The organism is Streptomyces sp. NBC_00597 (assembly GCF_041431095.1).
GTDB lineage: Bacteria > Actinomycetota > Actinomycetes > Streptomycetales > Streptomycetaceae > Streptomyces.
In genome coordinates, this window is sequence record NZ_CP107757.1 from 4,259,056 (window position 1) to 4,274,841 (window position 15,786).

The 15,786-nt window shown below is 73.0% G+C and carries 18 protein-coding genes; 8 read left to right on the plus strand and 10 right to left on the minus strand.

Features of this window, described 5'->3' with window-relative positions; genetic code table 11:
• The first annotated feature begins 69 nt into the window (after positions 1–69).
• The 5 genes from OG974_RS18995 (at position 70) to OG974_RS19015 (ending at position 3,526) form a co-directional block, all read left to right on the plus strand.
• On the plus strand, positions 70–1,206 hold the full coding sequence (locus OG974_RS18995; protein ID WP_371646859.1) for an ADP-ribosylglycohydrolase family protein: 1,137 nt from the start codon (positions 70–72) through the stop codon (positions 1,204–1,206).
• A 78-nt stretch (positions 1,207–1,284) separates the two neighbouring features.
• Positions 1,285–2,145, plus strand: a complete 861-nt coding sequence (locus tag OG974_RS19000) for an LLM class F420-dependent oxidoreductase (protein ID WP_327283888.1) — start codon at positions 1,285–1,287, stop codon at positions 2,143–2,145.
• A gap of 72 nt (positions 2,146–2,217) precedes the next feature.
• A complete protein-coding gene (locus OG974_RS19005) occupies positions 2,218–2,466 on the plus strand; it encodes a hypothetical protein (protein ID WP_327283889.1) in 249 nt (82 codons plus the stop codon).
• Positions 2,463–2,993, plus strand: a complete 531-nt coding sequence (locus OG974_RS19010) for a hypothetical protein (RefSeq protein ID WP_327283890.1) — start codon at positions 2,463–2,465, stop codon at positions 2,991–2,993. The genes OG974_RS19005 and OG974_RS19010 overlap by 4 nt, the downstream gene beginning before the upstream one ends.
• Positions 2,994–3,127: 134 nt before the next feature.
• Complete coding sequence (locus tag OG974_RS19015) at positions 3,128–3,526, plus strand: VOC family protein (RefSeq protein ID WP_328763042.1); 399 nt, start codon at positions 3,128–3,130, stop codon at positions 3,524–3,526.
• A gap of 4 nt (positions 3,527–3,530) precedes the next feature.
• Here OG974_RS19015 and OG974_RS19020 read toward each other — a convergent pair whose 3' ends face one another.
• The 7 genes from OG974_RS19020 to OG974_RS19050 form a co-directional block, all read right to left on the minus strand.
• A complete protein-coding gene (locus OG974_RS19020; RefSeq protein WP_327283891.1) occupies positions 3,531–4,325 on the minus strand; it encodes a DUF4239 domain-containing protein in 795 nt (264 codons plus the stop codon).
• Positions 4,326–4,393: 68 nt separating this feature from the next.
• Positions 4,394–4,684: a hypothetical protein gene (locus tag OG974_RS19025; RefSeq protein ID WP_327283892.1), complete on the minus strand. Its 291-nt coding sequence runs from the start codon at positions 4,682–4,684 to the stop codon at positions 4,394–4,396.
• 167 nt (positions 4,685–4,851) lie between these two features.
• A complete protein-coding gene (locus OG974_RS19030; RefSeq protein WP_371643839.1) occupies positions 4,852–6,333 on the minus strand; it encodes an aldehyde dehydrogenase family protein in 1,482 nt (493 codons plus the stop codon).
• Entirely contained in the window at positions 6,330–8,069 is a 1,740-nt protein-coding gene (locus OG974_RS19035) for a D-aminoacylase (RefSeq protein WP_327283894.1), read from the minus strand. Before OG974_RS19035 ends, OG974_RS19030 begins: the two co-directional genes overlap by 4 nt.
• A 195-nt stretch (positions 8,070–8,264) precedes the next feature.
• Positions 8,265–9,386 carry an LLM class flavin-dependent oxidoreductase gene (locus OG974_RS19040; protein WP_327283895.1) on the minus strand — a complete coding sequence of 374 codons (1,122 nt, stop codon included), beginning with the start codon at positions 9,384–9,386 and terminating at the stop codon, positions 8,265–8,267.
• Positions 9,387–9,502: 116 nt separating this feature from the next.
• The gene (locus OG974_RS19045; protein ID WP_371643841.1) at positions 9,503–10,288 is read right to left on the minus strand and encodes an SDR family NAD(P)-dependent oxidoreductase; all 786 of its coding nucleotides are present in this window, start codon (positions 10,286–10,288) and stop codon (positions 9,503–9,505) included.
• Positions 10,289–10,305: 17 nt separating this feature from the next.
• Complete coding sequence (locus OG974_RS19050; protein WP_328763045.1) at positions 10,306–11,253, minus strand: LLM class F420-dependent oxidoreductase; 948 nt, start codon at positions 11,251–11,253, stop codon at positions 10,306–10,308.
• A gap of 164 nt (positions 11,254–11,417) precedes the next feature.
• Here OG974_RS19050 and OG974_RS19055 point away from each other — a divergent pair, with 164 nt between their 5' ends.
• Positions 11,418–12,095: a hypothetical protein gene (locus OG974_RS19055; RefSeq protein WP_328763046.1), complete on the plus strand. Its 678-nt coding sequence runs from the start codon at positions 11,418–11,420 to the stop codon at positions 12,093–12,095.
• On the opposite strand, the gene OG974_RS19060 is transcribed toward OG974_RS19055, so the two are convergent.
• Together OG974_RS19060 and OG974_RS19065 are read right to left on the minus strand one after the other, a co-directional pair.
• The gene (locus tag OG974_RS19060; RefSeq protein WP_371643844.1) at positions 12,067–13,008 is read right to left on the minus strand and encodes a L,D-transpeptidase family protein; all 942 of its coding nucleotides are present in this window, start codon (positions 13,006–13,008) and stop codon (positions 12,067–12,069) included. The two genes, OG974_RS19055 and OG974_RS19060, sit on opposite strands and share 29 nt — an antisense overlap.
• 25 nt (positions 13,009–13,033) lie before the next feature.
• On the minus strand, positions 13,034–13,591 hold the full coding sequence (locus OG974_RS19065; RefSeq protein ID WP_371643846.1) for a sensor histidine kinase: 558 nt from the start codon (positions 13,589–13,591) through the stop codon (positions 13,034–13,036).
• Between the two features lie 432 nt (positions 13,592–14,023).
• Between OG974_RS19065 and OG974_RS19070 the strand changes: the two genes are divergently transcribed.
• Positions 14,024–14,464 carry an NUDIX domain-containing protein gene (locus tag OG974_RS19070; RefSeq protein WP_327283900.1) on the plus strand — a complete coding sequence of 147 codons (441 nt, stop codon included), beginning with the start codon at positions 14,024–14,026 and terminating at the stop codon, positions 14,462–14,464.
• An 85-nt stretch (positions 14,465–14,549) separates the two neighbouring features.
• Complete coding sequence (locus tag OG974_RS19075; RefSeq protein ID WP_327283901.1) at positions 14,550–14,945, plus strand: VOC family protein; 396 nt, start codon at positions 14,550–14,552, stop codon at positions 14,943–14,945.
• Here OG974_RS19075 and OG974_RS19080 read toward each other — a convergent pair.
• Positions 14,942–15,769 carry a trypsin-like serine protease gene (locus OG974_RS19080; RefSeq protein WP_327283902.1) on the minus strand — a complete coding sequence of 276 codons (828 nt, stop codon included), beginning with the start codon at positions 15,767–15,769 and terminating at the stop codon, positions 14,942–14,944. The two genes, OG974_RS19075 and OG974_RS19080, sit on opposite strands and share 4 nt — an antisense overlap.
• Positions 15,770–15,786: the final 17 nt, after the last annotated feature.

The window sequence follows — 15,786 nt, forward strand, 5'->3', positions numbered from 1 at the left end:
ACCGGGGTCGGGACCGGGGTCGCCGGGCGGGCGGGAGCCCGGACCGGGTCCGCGGCGGCAGCCGGGACCATCGCCCGGGGCTTGGCCGCCGGGCTTTGGGGGCGGGCCGAGCAGCAGGACTTCCGCAGCCGCGTCCGCGGGACCCTGCTCGGGGCCGCCCTCGGCGACGCCCTCGGCGCCCCCGTGGCCGACCTCTCCCTCGACGCCATCCGCGAAGCGCACGGCCCGCAGGGCCTGACCGGGCCGGCCCCCGCATACGGGCGCCCCGGCAGGGTCACCGCAGCCACCCAGCTCACCCTGTTCACCGCCGACGGCCTGATACGGGCCCACGTACGCCGGGACACCGGCGCCTGGCACCCGCCCACCGACATCCACCGCGCGTACCTGCGCTGGGCCACCACCCAGCACGACTGGGGCCCCGACGAGCGCCGCAAGGACAACGGCTGGCTCGGCGTGCAGGAGTGGCTCTACGCCCGCCGCGGACCCGACCGCGCCTCCACGACCGGCTTCGCCGACGACGTCCTCGGCACCCTCGACCAGCCGAAGAACCCCACCGCCCGCAACGCGGCCGCCGCCACCCGCTCGGCGCCCTTCGGCCTGCTGGTCGGCTGGGAGCCCGCCCTGGTCCTCCAGCTCGCCACCGAGTGCGCCGCGCAGAGCCACGGTCACCCCGGCGCGTACCTCACCGCCGGGGCCTTCGCCGTCATCGTCCACGGCCTGACCCGCGGCGACTCCCTCGACGCGGCGATCCAGCGCGCCCTCGGCCTGCTCGGCTCCCGCCCCAGCCACCAGGGCGTCACCGACGCCCTCCAGCGCGCCCTGGCGGCCGTCCCGCAGGGCACGCCCTCCCCCGACTCCGTCACGGCCCTCGCCTCCGGCGGGGACCGCGCCGCGGGCCGCGACGCCGAGGACGTCCTGGCCCTCGCCGTCTACTGCGCGCTCGTCGCCGAAGACGTCCCGCACGGCCTGCGCCTCGCCGTCAACCACGGCGGCGACTCCACCGCCGCCGGCGCCCTGTGCGGCGCACTGCTCGGCGCCCTGCACGGTGAGACCGCCCTGCCGGGCGGGTGGCTCGCCGACCTCGAAGGTCGCGCCACCCTGCTCGAACTCGCCGACGACTTCGCCCTCGAAATGACCCAGGGGCCCTCCCTGCACGGACCGGCGGTCTCCGGCTCCGGCTGGCCGGCCCGCTACCCGGTCGACTGACGCCCCCTCAACATTCTCGCGCGCAGGCCGTAGCGTGGCCCTTCGCCGACCCCGGGAGCCACGGAGGTGCCCTCAGCCATGCGGATCGCCACGACCATCTTCCTGACCGACCAGACCGTCTCCCCCGTCCGTCTCGCCCGCGCCCTCGAAGAGCGGGGGTTCGCCGGGCTCTACCTCCCCGAGCACACGCACATCCCGGTCACCCGCGACACCTCCGCGCCCATGGGCGGCGACCTCCCCGAGGTGTACGGACGCACCCTCGACCCGTTCGTCGCCCTCGGCCAGGCCGCCGCCGTGACCGAACGCCTCGCCCTCGGCACCGGCATCACCCTCGTCGCCCAGCACGACCCCATCGACCTCGCGAAGCAGATCGCCACGCTGGACCACCTCTCCGGCGGCCGCTTCACCCTCGGGATCGGCTACGGCTGGAACGTCGAAGAGGCCGCCGACCACGGCGTCGACTGGCGCACCCGCCGCGAACTCGTACGGGACCGGATGGCCCTGATGCGCGCCCTGTGGGCCCCCGAACCAACCGCGCACGTCGGCGAGTTCTGCTCCGTCCAGGCCAGCTCCGCCCACCCCAAGCCGGTCCAGCCCCCGCGCGAGCTGGGCCCCGGCCACCCCCTCCACGGTCCCCGCACCCTGATCGGCGGCGCGGCCGGCCCGAAGCTCTTCGCGGCCATCGCCGACCACGCCGACGGCTGGCTCCCGATCGGCGGCGGCGGCCTCTCCGAGTCCCTGCCGGTGCTGCGCCAGGTCTGGGAGACCGCGGGCCGCGATCCGAAGGACCTCCAGGTGGTCCCGTACGCGGTCCAGCCCAACCCGGGCAAGCTCGGCCACTACGCCGACCTGGGCATCGAGGAGGTCGTCCTCCAGCTCCCGCCGGCGAAGGAGGCCGAGATCCTGCGCGTGTTGGACGACTACGCGCAGTACCTCTGAGCCGGCCGGTCAATTCGGTCGACACGAGCCCGGTCCCGGCCCGACCATGGCCCCGGGAGGGGGCTGATCCACATGCCGGGCCAGCGCAAACGCAAGCGGAGCAGAGAACGGGCCCAGCGCCGGGTACAGGACGTACCCGGCCATTGGGAACCGCTGTTCTCCACGCAGGAACACGCGGAACTGAAGGAGTACGTCCGCGGCCTCTACGCCGAGGGCAAGGTCACCGACCCGGAGCACCTGCGCTTCGACATGTTCTGCGGCCGTCTCGTCCACCCGACCTCGTACCGGGTCAGCATCTTCGTCCCGGAGGGATCCGCATGAGCCACCAGTGGGAGAGCCTCCCGGCCGGCATCCGCGCGCAGGCCGACGGGTTCGTCCTCCAGGACCGCCTGATGTACGCGGTACGGACCGTCTGGGAAGCGGGCCGCGCGCAGGGCCTCGGCCTGAACGCGGCCCAGGAGCTCGTCTCCGCCCGCTACGAGCACTTCGGGGACCGGGTGGCCCGCACCCCCGACTCCCCGGTCGACCTCGACTCCCTCGCGGCCCGCACCGCGGGCCTCCCGGGCCGCGTCGTCGCGGTCGAGGCCGTCTGGGACGGGGACACCGTCCACGACTGGTTCGTGGAGCTGCTGGCCGTCACCGATGCCCCCGCCGGGGAGCACCGCCTGGCCACCATCTACTGGGGCACGGGCGTCCGCGCCCTCGGTGACGCCGACCCGGGCCCCCTCGCCCCGCACGCCGCCCTGGCCACCCGGGCGGGCTCGGCACTCGCCGACCACCTCGGCGTCCCGTTCCACTTCGCCAGCCCGACCAAGCCGGACGACGGCGCCCCCCGCTGGCGGCCCTGAGAGGCCGGCGCGGCGCGCTCAGTCCGCGATGCGCCGCCATTGGCCCACGAGTGGGGCGCAGGCCGTCCGTGCGGCGAGCTCGGCCCGTACCGTTCGAGCTCGAAGTCCCGCCCGGCCCGCCGTACCCTCCTCCCGTGATCACTTCAGGCATGCACGTCCGTATCGCCCGGCCCTGCCTCGACCTCGTCGCCGCCGAGCGGTTCTACGTCGGCGGGCTCGGGCTCGGGGTCCAGTGGCGCAGCGGCGAGATCGCGCCCGGGGAGCACGAGCTGCTGATGGTCGGGCCCGCCGGCGGGGGGTGGCACTTCGAGCTGACCCGGGATCCCCGCAATCCCGTCGTGCCGTCCCCGACCGTCGACGACCTGTTCGTCGTCTACCTCGGCGAGGCCCCGGACGACGCCCTCGTCCAGCGGCTCGTCGAGCACGGCGGGACCCGGGTCGCCGCGCACAACCCGTACTGGGACGCGTACGGGGTCACCGTCGCGGATCCCGACGGCTACCGCCTCGTGCTCTGCTCCCGCACCTGGGGCTGAGCCGCTACGGGGCCGGCCAGAACTGGGCCAGCGCCGCCTCCTTGTACGGGGCCGGGCTCACGCTCAGGTCGCCCGCGAACGGCCGGTCCAGCGCCATCACCAGCAGCAGGCTGAAGCCGATCAGCCCCGCCACTGCCGAGACGAACAGCAGCTGCATCTTCAGGCTGCGCAGGCCGAACAAGAAGGTGAGCGGGAGGATCACGAGCGCGCCCCCGTACACCAGCACCTGGAGCAGCACCGGCAGGGACGTTTCGGCCATGGTGATGCGGGCCCGACGTTGCGCGGCGACGTCGTTGAGGCGGCCGGCGGCCTCCTCGTAGAAGGTCTCGCTGCGGGCGCCGGCGGGCTCGTACGCCTGGAGGGCCCGGTAGAGCCCGTGCGTCTGCTCGGCGGTCGCGTCGTAGCTGGGCAGGCCGTCCCGCATCTTCGGCCACTGGACTTCTACGACGGCGTGCACGTAGTCGCCCACCGCCCTTTCCACGCGCGCGCGTTCGGCCGGCGGGAAGGCCTCGGCGCTGCGGACGACCAGGGCCAGGTCGGTGGCCTCGGTGGCGACCACGGTCTGGGTGTTCTCCAGCTGGGTCCAGAGCGTGACGACGACGAAGGCGAGGATGATTCCGTAGATCGCGCCGAACATGCCGAGGGCGACGCCGACCATCTCGTTGTGCTCGCCGCCGGCCAGGTGCGGGAAGCGGCGGCGGGCGGCGATGCTGCCAGCCACGGCGAGGGCGACGAAGCCGCCGACGAGGAGGACGCCGAGGGTGAGCGTGCTGAAGGTGTTGAGCAACCAGAGGATCATGGCCTGCTCAACGATCAACTCCCCCTGAAGGCCCGCCCGTCAGCCCCGAACGTCGCCCCGTGGCCCGGTCAGCGGACCGCCGGGGGCTTCGGGAGCCCGCCCAGGGCGCTGCCCGCGCCGGCGAGGGAGGAGTCGGTGGCCTTCGTGGCGGACCTGGCGGCGGAGGCGGTCACGCCCACGGCCGTCTTCGTGTCCTGCACGGCATGAGCGGGGTGGTCGACGACGTCGCCGACGCGGCGGGCGAGCGGGGCGGCCGCCTCAAGGGTGGGCCCGTCGGCGTGGGCGGCGACGGGGGTCAGGGCGAGGGCGGCGCCACTGGTGAGGACCAGGGCGGCGAGGCGGCGCTTCATGACGTTCATGCCGTGGTGAACGACCCGCCGGAGCCCGGGTCACCGCCCGGCCCCACTTTGGGGTGACCGTTCGGACGTCTCATGACCGCAGGCCGAGGCGGCGTACGAGGATCGCGTGACACCGCCGGTTACGGGGGCGGGGGCGGGCCGCAGCCCCCGCCCCCGTGACCCGCGTCTCAGCCCGCCCAGACGATCGACTGCGTCTCGCTGTACGCGTGCAGTGCGTACGAGCCCACGTCGCGGCCGACGCCCGAGCGCTTGAAGCCGCCGAACGGCGCCTCCATGTTCCGGCCGATCGTGTTCACGCCGACCCCGCCCGCCCGCAGCCGGCGCGCCACCCGGAAGGCGCGCGCCGCGTCCCCGGACCACACGTAGCTCAGCAGGCCGAAATCGCTGTCGTTGGCCAGGGCCACGGCCTCGTCCTCGCCGCCGTCGCCGTCGCCGTCGCCGTCGAAGGGGACGACCACCACCACCGGGCCGAAGATCTCCTCCCGCACCACCCGCATGTCGTTCGTACAGTCCACCAGCAGCGTGGGCGCCACGTAGAAGCCGCGGCCGTCCCCCACCACCGGGCGCTCGCCGCCGTACGCGATGCGCGCGCCCTCCTTGCGTCCGAGCTCGACGTACGACTCCACCCGGTCCCGGTGCGCCGCCGAGATCACCGGGCCGACCACCGTGCCCGCCACCGCCGGGTCGCCGACCTTCATGAAGGCCAGGTAGCCGGTCAGCTTCTCGATCAGCTGCTCGTAGACCGCCCGGTGGGCGATCACCCGGGTCGGGGCCGTACAGATCTGGCCGCTGTAGAAGGAGAAGGTGGTGCCGATCCCCATCACGGCCGCGTCCAGGTCGGCGTCCTCGAAGACGATCGCCGCGCCCTTGCCGCCGAGCTCCATCAGTTGGCGCTTCATGGAACGGCCGCAGACCTCCGCAATGCGCTGACCGACGCCCGTGGAGCCGGTGAACGACACCATGTCCACGTACGGGGAGTCCACCGCCGCCTCGCCGACCTCGACCGAGGCGCCGCAGACCACGTTGACCACCCCGGCGGGGGCGCCCGCCTCGTGCAGGGCCTCGGCCATCTTGAACACCGACAGCGGGTCCTGCGGGGCCGGCTTGACCACCACCGTGTTGCCCATGGCCAGGGCCGGGGCCACCTTGCCCGCCGGGTTCGCCCACGGGTTGTTGTACGAGGTGATGCAGGTGACCACGCCGACCGGCTGGCGCACCTCCAGCGCCCCCAGGATGCTCGCCCGCCCCATCGGCCCGGCCGCGGTGACCTGCGGCGGCAGCCCGCGCTCCACCGGTTCGAGGGCGCCCTTCGCGTACCGCCGGAAGCGGGAGACGCCGACCCCGACCTGCATCGCGCGCGCGATCCCGGTCGGCGCGCCCGTCTCGGCCCGGGCGAGGGCCGCCCACGGCTCGTACTCGCGCTGCATGATGTCCGCAGCCCGGTCCAGGACCGCCGCCCGCTCCTCGGGGGCCGTACGGGACCAGCCCTCGAAGGCCTGCGCCGCCGCCCGCGCCGCGTCCTCGACCTGCGCGCGCGAGGCTTCCGGCGCGAGCCCGACCACCGATTCGTCGGCCGGGTTGACCACCTCGTAGTGGCCGGCGGCCGGCTCCACCCACTCGCCGCCGATGTAGAGCCGCTGAGCGGTCATCGCGTGCTCACCGTCCTCGTGTCGCGGCCCGAGCGGAGCACGGTCCCGGGGATCGCCCCCGTCACCCGGTCGTCGCGGATGGTCTCGACGCCGTTGACGCGTACGGACACGATCCCGATCGCGCGGGCGTCCAGCCGCGGGCTGTCGCCGGGCAGGTCGTGCACGAGCGTCGCGGGCCCGGCCTCGATGCGCTCCGGGTCGAACAGCACCAGGTCCGCGTGGAAGCCCTCGGTGATCCGGCCGCGCTCGCGCAGCCCGAACAGCTGCGCCGGGTCGTCGGTGAGCATCTTCACCGCCTGCTCCAGCGGGACCAGCTTGCGGCCGCGCAGGCAGTCCCCGAGGAAGCGGGTCGTGTACGGGGCCCCGCACATGCGGTCCAGGTGCGCGCCGGCGTCGGAACCGCCGAGCATGACGTCCTCGTGCTGCCAGGTTTCGGCGCGCAGCGCCCAGCTCGCCGGGTCGTTGTCGGTGGGCATGGGCCAGAGCACCGTACGCAGCTGGTCGTTTGTGCAGATCTCGACCAGGCACTGGAAGGGGTCCTGGCCGCGTTCGGCCGCGATGTCGTTCACGACCCGGCCGGACAGGCCCTCGTTCTCCTTGCTGTACGTGTCGCCGATGACGTAGCGGCCGAAGTGGGCGAGGCGCCGGAAGACCCCGGCCTCCTTGCTGTCGGCGCGGCGCAGCAGCTCGGCCCGTACGCCGGGGTCGCGCAGTTTCGCGATCCGTTCGGGCACGGGCAGGCCGAGGACCTCGCCCCAGCCGGGGATCAGGTTCAGTGCGCAGAACGTGCCGAGGGACATGTTCATGGGGGTGAGGATCGGCATGGTCAGCGCGACGACGCGGCCGCCGGCCTTGCGGGCGCGCTCGCTCGGTACGAGCTGGCGCGGGACCCGTTCTGGGACGGCGGCGTCGATGGTGAGGACGTTCCAGTTCAGGGGGCGGCCGGCGGCGGCGCTCATCTCGACGAAGAGGTCGATCTCCTCGTCGGCGAACTGGTCGAGGCAGCCGGCGACGATCGCTTCGAGCTGGGTGCCCTCGTGTTCGGAGACGGCCTTCGACAGCGCGAGGAGTTCGGCGGGCCTGGCGTGGCGGGAGGCGACGGGGGCGCCGTCGCCGTCGGAGTGGGTGGCGGACTGGGTGGTGGACAGTCCCCAGGCACCGGCGTTCATGGCGTCGTGGAAGAGGTCGAGCATCTGCTGCATCTGCTCGGGCGTGGGCTGTCCGCCGACGGCGTCCGCGCCCATGACGTGGCGGCGCAGCGCGCAGTGTCCGACCATGAACCCGGCGTTGACGGCGATCCGTCCTTCGAGGGCGTCGAGGTACTCGCCGAAGGTGGACCAGCTCCAGTCGACGCCTTCCTCAAGGGCCTTGAGGGCCATGCCTTCGACCTTGCTCATCATGCGGCGGGTGTAGTCGGCGTCCTCGGGGCGGCCGGGGTGCAGCGGGGCCAGGGTGAACCCGCAGTTCCCGCCGGCGACGGTGGTGACGCCGTGGTTCATGGAGGGAGTCGCGTACGGGTCCCAGAACAGCTGGGCGTCGTAGTGCGTGTGGGGGTCGACGAACCCGGGGCACAGCACGAGCCCGTGCGCGTCCTCGCTGGTTCGGGCCTCCTCCCGCAGGGCGCCGGGCTCGGCGATGACGGCGATCCGCCCGTCGCGGATCCCGACGTCGGCGACGTACGCGGGTGCGCCGGTCCCGTCCACGACGGTGGCTGCGCGGATGAGGTGATCGAGCATGACGTCCTTCCTCCGTTGACGGTGGGGCGGGGCCGGCCGGGAGGCGGGCGGCAGGCCGCTGCCGCGCACGCCCCGGCCGGCCCCGACCTCGGCCGGGGCGCGGGGCCCCGGCCCGGGGCGGCGGTCCGGGAAGGCGCCGCCCCTGCTTCTCGCGCCCGCCCGGCGGCCGGGCGGGCGGACGGCCGGACGGACGGGTCAGACGGCCTGGCGGAAGCGCGTCGTGCGGTGGACCGGGTCCGTGTCGATCTTCGGGACGACGTGCTCGCCGATGAGCTTGATGGTGGTCATCGTGTCCTCGTACGAGACGCCGGTCGGCAGGCCGAACGACAGCTGGTCGGCGCCCGCCTGCTCCCAGCGCTTGCACTGGGCGAGCACCTCGGACGGGTCTCCGCAGATCAGCAGTTCCTCGGCGATCAGCAGCTCGATGATCTCCGCGTTGTACTCGGGGAGCGTCTCGGGCCACTGCGGGATCGCCTCGGGCCGCGGGAAGGTGTCGTGGTAGCGGAAGACCAGCGACTGGAAGCGGTTCATGTTCGCGTTGACCGCGATCTCCACCGCCTTGTCGTGGGTCTCGGCGCATATCGCGGTCGAGGTGACCATCACGTTGTCGTTGACGAACGCGCCGATGGCCTTGGCCTCCTGGATGGCCGTCTTGTACTGCTCCAGCACCCACTCCATGTCGGAGACCTTCTGGACGCTGAACCCGAGGACGCCGAGGCCCTTCTTCGCGGCCATCGCGTACGAGGAGGGGGAGCCGGCGGCGTACCACATGGCCGGGTGGGCCTTGCCGTACGGCTTGGGGAAGATCTTCCGCGGGGGCAGTGACCAGTGCTTGCCCTGGAACCCCTCGTACTCCTCCTGGAGGAACATCTTGGGGAACTCGGCGATGGTCTCTTCCCAGATCTCCTTGGTGTGGTTCATGTCCGTGATGCCGGGCAGGAACCCGAGGATCTCGTGGCTGCCCGCGCCGCGGCCGGTGCCGAACTCGAAGCGGCCCTTGGAGAGGTGGTCGAGCATCGCGACCTTCTCGGCCACCTTGACCGGGTGGTTGACCGGGGCCAGCGGGTTGAAGATGCCGGAGCCGAGGTGGATGCGCTCGGTGGCGTGGGCGAGGTAGGCGAGGAACACCTCGTTCGCCGACAGGTGCGAGTACTCCTCCAGGAAGTGGTGCTCGGAGGCCCAGGCGTACTTGAAGCCGGACTTGTCGGCCTGGATGACGTACTCGGTCTCCTCAATCAGCGCCTTGTGCTCCGCCTCGGGGTCGACCTTGGACCGCGCCTCAGGCACGTATCCCTGCACGAAGAGCCCGAATTCCAAGGGGGTTCACCGTCCTTTGATTTCTGACGTGTCGTCAGATTTGATGAGTCGACTGTTCCACCGCGGGAGCGGGAGCGTCAATACCTGACGCCTCATCAGATACGGGTGGAGGGCCGCTAGAGGATGCTGACGCCCGCCATCCAGCCGCCGTCGATGACGAACGGCTGGCCGGTGATGTACGAGGAGTCCTCGCTGCTCAGGAACAGGGCCAGCCTGGCGACCTCGTCGGGCCGGCCCACCCGCCCCATCGGCACGACCCGCCGGTAGAGCTCCGCCATCGCCTCCCGCGCCTCGTCGCTCGTGTTCTCCGGGTCCAGCAGGCCGGGGTTGGCCATCGGGGTGTCCACCGCCCCCGGGCACATCGCGTTGACCCGGATGCCCTTGGCGGCCAGCTCCAGCGCGGCCACCCGGGTCAGGCCGACGATCGCCGCCTTGGTCGCCGCGTACGAGCCGACGTACGCCATGCCCGTCAGGCCCGTGTACGAAGAGGTGTTGACGATCGTGCCGCCGCCGGCCGCCGCGATCTCGGGGGCGACCGTCTTGATGCCGAGGAAGGCACCGACCTGGTTGACCTGGACCAACTGCTGGAACTCCTCCAGTGGGGTCGAGACCAGCTCGTTGAAGCGCAGGATTCCGGCGTTGTTGACCAGGCCGTCGATCCGGCCGAACGCCTCCTTCGCCGCCGCGACGGCCGCCGCCCAGTCCTCCTCCCGACCCACGTCCATCCGTACGTACCGGGCACGGTCCTCGCCCAGCTCCTTGGCCACGGCGGCACCCTGCTCGTCCAGCACGTCACCGAGGAGCACCTTGGCCCCCTCGGCGGCGAAGAGCCGGGCCTCCTGCTCGCCCTGACCGCGCGCCGCACCCGTGATGACGACGACGCGCCCGTCCAGCTTGCCCATGTGTTGCCCCCGAGTGGCTAGTCGTTGAGGAGGGGGCCGACCTCGGCCCCGAAAGCGGTGATCTGATCGGTCAGTTCGGCGCGGTCGCGGCTGCGGAAACGGACCTGGATCTGGTCCACGCCCAGCGCGCGGTACTCGCGCAGCGACTCGGCGAGCGCCTCCGCCTTGCCCGTGAGGGTGCGCCGACCGGTGTCCCAGCCGGGCTCGCCGACGTACAGCGCCTCGGTGATCGCACCGAACTCGAAGGGGTCCGTGGTCCCGGCCGCCGCGCGGAGCTCCTTGATCCGGGCGATCTGCGCCGGGAGCCGGTCCCGCGGGTCGCCCTGCGGGAGCCAGCCGTCACCGCGCACCGCGGCCCGGCGCACGGCGGCGGGCGAGGAGCCCCCGACCCAGACGGGGATGCGGGGCTGGGCGGGGCGCGGCAGCTGGCCGAGGTCCTTGAAGGCGAACCGCTCGCCCTCGAACTCCGGGTACTCCTCGGGCCCGAGGGCGGCGCGCAACGCGTCCAGGGTCTCGTCGAGGACGGCCCCGCGCCCGGCGAAGTCGACGCCGAGGGCCTCGAACTCCTCCTGCACGTGGCCCGCGCCGACGCCGAGGACGAGCCGGCCGCCCGAGAGGTGGTCGACGGTGGCGTACTGCTTGGCGCTGAGCAGGGGGTGGCGCAGGCCCAGGATCGCGACGTGGCTCAGCAGCCGTACTCGCTCGGTGATCCCCGCGAGGAAGGCGAGGGTGGCCACGGGGTCGTACCAGACGGTGCTCATGGCTCCGGCGAGACGGCGCGGGATGGCCACGTGGTCGCAGGTGGCGAGGTACCCGAAACCGGCCCGGTCGGCGGCCCGCGCCACCTCGGCGAGGTCGAGGGCGGTCGCCGAGGCCTCCCAGGGCTCGGCGTAGATGGTGCTCTGCGACTGGATCGGGAGCTGCATCCCGTAGACCAGCCGGCCTTCCGCAAACACGCGCGCCATGGCGCCTCCGCTTCGTCTCGACCTTCGCCCGCGCCTGCCGAACCGCCGTGCCGGCGCCGGGGGCCATCGTCGTAGCTGACGGTCCGTCAGGCAAGGGGTCGTAGCTGAAAGCCGGCCCTCACGGAGGGTGTACGGGGCACGGACCGTTGGCTAGGGTGCCGCGGATGGATCTGTTTTTGACGCTGGTCAGCGGGGTTGCATGGACCGTCGTGTACGTCGAGGCGATCCGGGTCGGGCTGCGGGACGGCACGTGCGCGATGCCGGTGGCCGCGCTCGCGCTGAACTTCGCGTGGGAGTCGATCTATGCCGTGGGCGCGTTCACGAACGGGGTCTCCCCGCAGGGGGTCGTCAACGTCGTGTGGGCGGTCGCCGACATCGCGATCATCTGGACGTACTTGCGGTTCGGACGGGCCGAACTGCCCGAGTTCGTGACGCGGCCGCTGTTCGCGGCGTGGAGCGTGCTCGTGTTCGGCACCGGCTTCGCCGTGCAGTGGCTGTTCGTCGCGCACTTCGGGACGCTCGACGCGTCGCGGTACGCCGCGTTCCTCCAGAACCTGCTGATGTCGGGCCTGTTCATCGCCCTCTACGCCGACCGGCGCGGGCCGCGCGGGCAGTCCCTCGTGATCGCCGTCGCCAAGTGGCTGGGGACGCTCGCCCCGACCCTGCTGTTCGGGGTCGTCGAGGACTCGCCGTTCATCCTCGGGCTCGGCCTCATGTGCAGCGTCTTCGACCTGGCGTACATCGGGCTGCTGCTGCGGGGGCGCGCCGTACCGGTGCCGGGGCCCAGCCCGGCACCGGTCGGTGGCCGGGCGGTCAGAAGCCGGCCGGCCCCATCACGATGACCGGCTTCGCCGCCGGGTCCAGGGTGGTCAGGAGCTTCTTCATGGCCTCCTTCGAGATGCCGATGCAGCCCTGCGAGGGGCCGTTGTGGTCGACGTGGAGCCAGATGCCGCCGCCCTTGTCCTCGCCCTCCGGCTTGAACAGGTCCAGCGGGGAGACCCCCGTCCGGCGGTTGTAGTCGATCGCGATGACGTACTCGAAGGCGCCCGCGAGCGACTCGCCGTTCACGCCCCGGCCGGTGGGAACGAAGAGCCGGTTGCGGTCGTACGGGAACTTCGTGCCCGGCGGCTTCGGCAGCAGACCGCCGGCGTCGCTCAGGGTGAACACGCCCACGGGGGTGGTGAGGTCCCCGTCCTCGCGTTCGACGGACGACCATCCGCTGGCGCCGTTGTGCGCGGGCCAGCTGCCGGCCCGGACCCAGTCGGCGCCGGCCGCCGGCCGGGTGTAGAGGGCCAGCGTGGACTCCGCGGAGTCCCTCCCCTTGCCGGTGACGAGGACGAGCTGGCGGGTGGCGGCCGGGATCCGGGCCCGGGTCTCTTCGCTGACATCGGTCAGCCCCTCGGCGGGGTCGGACGACGGCGCGGCGGTCCCGGGTGCGCCCGGGGCCGCGGGGGCACCCGGGGCGCCGCGCGCTCCGCGGGTGGCACGGGCGGCGTCGACGGGGGCGGCGTCGGCGGTACTGGCCGGGCGGGAGGCGCCGGCCCCGGCGGCCGCGTCCCCCGGACGGTCTCCGGTCTGGGCCTGGACCGTGGCGCCGGAGTCGTCCTCCTGGACCGTGTAGGCCCAGCCGGCACCGAAGGCCAGCAGGCCCACGGTGGCCGCGACGGCGACGGCGACCCGCCGGGGCGAACGGAGGCTACGGAGGCTGCGGAAGGTGCGGGGAATGCGGGAGCCGGCTCGGGGGTGCTCGCTCATGTCTCCGACGGTACACACGCGATCATCAGGATTCCGGGGGCGACACCGACCGGTGCGGTGCGGATGCCCCCGGAAAGCGGACCCGGACCGTCAGCCCGCCGCCCGGTCCCGGGTTCGCCCGCACCACCAGCCTCGCGCCGTGCGCCCGCGCGATGGAGGCGACGATCGACAGCCCCAGCCCGGCGCCCTCCCCCGCGGTGTGCTGCCGCTCGGCGCGCCGCCGGAACGGCTCCAGCAGCCGCGGCACGTCGGCGGGGTCGATGACCGGGCCCGTGTTGGTCACCGTCAGGACCCCGCCGGCGGAGGTCGCCACGGTGATCCGACCGCCCGGCCGGTTGTGCCGTACGGCATTGGCCAGCAGGTTGCGCACCAAGTGCCCCAGCAGGGCCCGGTCCCCGGTCACGGTCAACGGCGCCAGGTCGCGTACGACGGCCGGGCCCGTCTCGGAGCCGGGCACGGCAGCCGGGACCGGCCCCGACCCGGTGGGCTCGGCAGGCCCCACCGACCCGGCGGGCTCGCCCGGCTCGGGCCCGATCGGCACCGTCCCGGCCAGTTCCGTCTCCGCGAGCGCCGCGAGGTCCACCGCTCCGGTGCGGCGGCCGGATACACGAAGCCGGAAGGCCCGGCCGGAACCCCGGGGCGGCGGATTCGGGTGCGCGAAGCGGAAAGCCCGGCCGGTCTTTGGCATTCCGGGACGGGACGGCCAGTCAAGGGTGGAGCGCAGCGACATCGCGAAGCGACGCGAACGAAGACAGCGCCCTTGACGGGCCGGCACGGCACGGAAGGACAGTGGACTGACGGGAAGCCCCCGCACACTCCACCGACACCGCTCGGCTCAGACCCCGCCCCCCGGGGTTCCGGCCCACCTCACCAACACGGCTCAGGCCCCGCCCCCGGCATCCCGGCCGATCCCATAGACACCGCTCGGCCCGGACCCCCCCGGCCCCGAGCCCACGGGCCCCGGCTCAGTCGAAAGCCCGTTGGTCCGGGGGGCGCCGAGTCGTACGCTGAGTTGATGAGAACTCCCAGGCAGGCAGCCCGCATTGTGGTCATCTCCCCGAACGGTTCGGTGTTCCTCTTCCGGGAGAACAACATCGAGGTCGGCATCCACTGGCTGCCGCCCGGTGGCGGGATCGATCCCGGGGAGACTCCGGAGGAGTGTGTGCGGCGGGAGTTGCGGGAGGAGACCGGGTGGACCGACCTTGAGCCGCAGCGACTGTTGTGCACCTGGGAGCACGACTTCACCCACCAGGGGATCCCCGTGCGCCAGCACGAGCACATCTACGTGACCACCGGCCCCCGCCGCGACCCCGTGCCCGAGTCGCCCGACGCGCACTGGCGGTGGCTTTCACAGCCGGCGCTGGCCTCGCTCGGGGAGCCCTTGTGGCCGCCGCGGCTCGCGGATCTGCTGGCCGACGCGCCGGCCGGGCCCGTTCACCTCGGGCTGGTGGTCTGAGCGGCCAAGTAGGTCAGGAACCGGCCTACTCGGCCGCTAGTGTCCTGGCACCGGTACGGCACCGGCAGCGAGTGAGGGAGCGTCCGTGTTGCGAGGTCTGACCACCGTCAGTTTCTGGGCCGCCGATCTGGACGCGGCCAAAGCCTGGTACACCGAACTGCTCGGCTTCGGACCCTACTTCGAGCGGCCCGGGTACGCCGAGTTCCGGCTCGGCGACTACCAGCACGAGCTCGGGCTGATCGACAGTCGCTACGCGCCCGCCGGAGCGCCGTCCGGGCCGGGCGGGGCCGTCGCGTACTGGCACGTCGACGACGTGGACGCAACGCTCGCGAAGCTGCTGTCCATGGGCGCGAAGCAGTACCAGCCGCCCACGGAGCGCGGCGTGGGGTTCGTCACCGCGTCCGTGGTCGACCCGTTCGGCAACGTCCTGGGGTTCATGTACAACGCCCACTACCTGGACGTGCTCGGCGAACGCCCCTAGCGGGCCGCGGTGGTCGCCTTGGCGTACAGCGCCGCCGCGTAGTCGCCGAGGATGGTGCTGGTCGAGACGTCGTCCGTGTCGCCGCCCGTCAGGACGCCGATGATCTTCCCGTCGCGGGCGAGCCAGGCGCTGCCGCTCGTGCCGCCCGGGAAGTCCGCGCAGTCGAAGCGCTGTTCGGTCGGGGTTTCGCGGATCGCCGACGCCGTGCACGTACGGGGGACCTTGCGGTCCGCCGGGTAGCCGGTGACGGTGATCTCCTCACCGGAGCGGCTCGTGGTGTCCAGGGTCGCGGCGCCGGTGACGTCCTCGATGTTGCGGCCGGAGGCGTCCGGGGCGAGGCGTGCGAAGGCGAGGTCGTAGTCGTCGTCGGAGTCGTCGGACCAGCGGGGGTCCTCGTAGACCTCGTCGATCGTCCAGGCGCCGTACGGGGCACCGCCGTTCACGTACGCGGGTGCGAAGACGGCCCCGCCGCCATCATGCTTCCCGGCGAGCAGGCAGTGCCCGGCGGTGACGATCAGGTTCTTGCCCGGACTGTGCACGACGGTGGCGGTGCAGAAGTGGTCGCCCTGCACGCCGCCTTCGAAGAGGGCCCCGGTGAAGGCGGCGGGGCTGCCCGGCCGGGGCGTGCCCGAGGTGCTCAGTTGCGGCTCCTTCGCCGCTTGCGATCGCGAAGATTGGCCTGGCGAGGGCTTCGCCGGAGCCGCTGCCTTGACGTGCGGGGCCGACCGGTCCTCCGCAGCCGGCACCACCTTCGTCATGGCAGCGGACGCACCCAGCGCCGCCACCGCGCACAACACTCCGGTCACCACGGTCCGCTTGTCCACCGCCACCGCCCCTCCCA

Excerpts from the sequence above, each read along its gene's own strand:
- OG974_RS19000 (WP_327283888.1), top strand. The coding sequence starts at position 1,285 with ATGCGGATCGCCACGACCATCTTCCTGACCGACCAGACCGTCTCCCCC.
- OG974_RS19005 (WP_327283889.1), top strand. The coding sequence starts at position 2,218 with ATGCCGGGCCAGCGCAAACGCAAGCGGAGCAGAGAACGGGCCCAGCGC.
- OG974_RS19010 (WP_327283890.1), top strand. The coding sequence starts at position 2,463 with ATGAGCCACCAGTGGGAGAGCCTCCCGGCCGGCATCCGCGCGCAGGCC.
- OG974_RS19020 (WP_327283891.1), bottom strand. The coding sequence starts at position 4,325 with ATGATCCTCTGGTTGCTCAACACCTTCAGCACGCTCACCCTCGGCGTC.
- OG974_RS19025 (WP_327283892.1), bottom strand. The coding sequence starts at position 4,684 with ATGAACGTCATGAAGCGCCGCCTCGCCGCCCTGGTCCTCACCAGTGGC.
- OG974_RS19030 (WP_371643839.1), bottom strand. The coding sequence starts at position 6,333 with ATGACCGCTCAGCGGCTCTACATCGGCGGCGAGTGGGTGGAGCCGGCC.
- OG974_RS19035 (WP_327283894.1), bottom strand. The coding sequence starts at position 8,069 with ATGCTCGATCACCTCATCCGCGCAGCCACCGTCGTGGACGGGACCGGC.
- OG974_RS19045 (WP_371643841.1), bottom strand. The coding sequence starts at position 10,288 with ATGGGCAAGCTGGACGGGCGCGTCGTCGTCATCACGGGTGCGGCGCGC.
- OG974_RS19050 (WP_328763045.1), bottom strand. The coding sequence starts at position 11,253 with ATGGCGCGCGTGTTTGCGGAAGGCCGGCTGGTCTACGGGATGCAGCTC.
- OG974_RS19055 (WP_328763046.1), top strand. The coding sequence starts at position 11,418 with ATGGATCTGTTTTTGACGCTGGTCAGCGGGGTTGCATGGACCGTCGTG.
- OG974_RS19060 (WP_371643844.1), bottom strand. The coding sequence starts at position 13,008 with ATGAGCGAGCACCCCCGAGCCGGCTCCCGCATTCCCCGCACCTTCCGC.
- OG974_RS19070 (WP_327283900.1), top strand. The coding sequence starts at position 14,024 with ATGAGAACTCCCAGGCAGGCAGCCCGCATTGTGGTCATCTCCCCGAAC.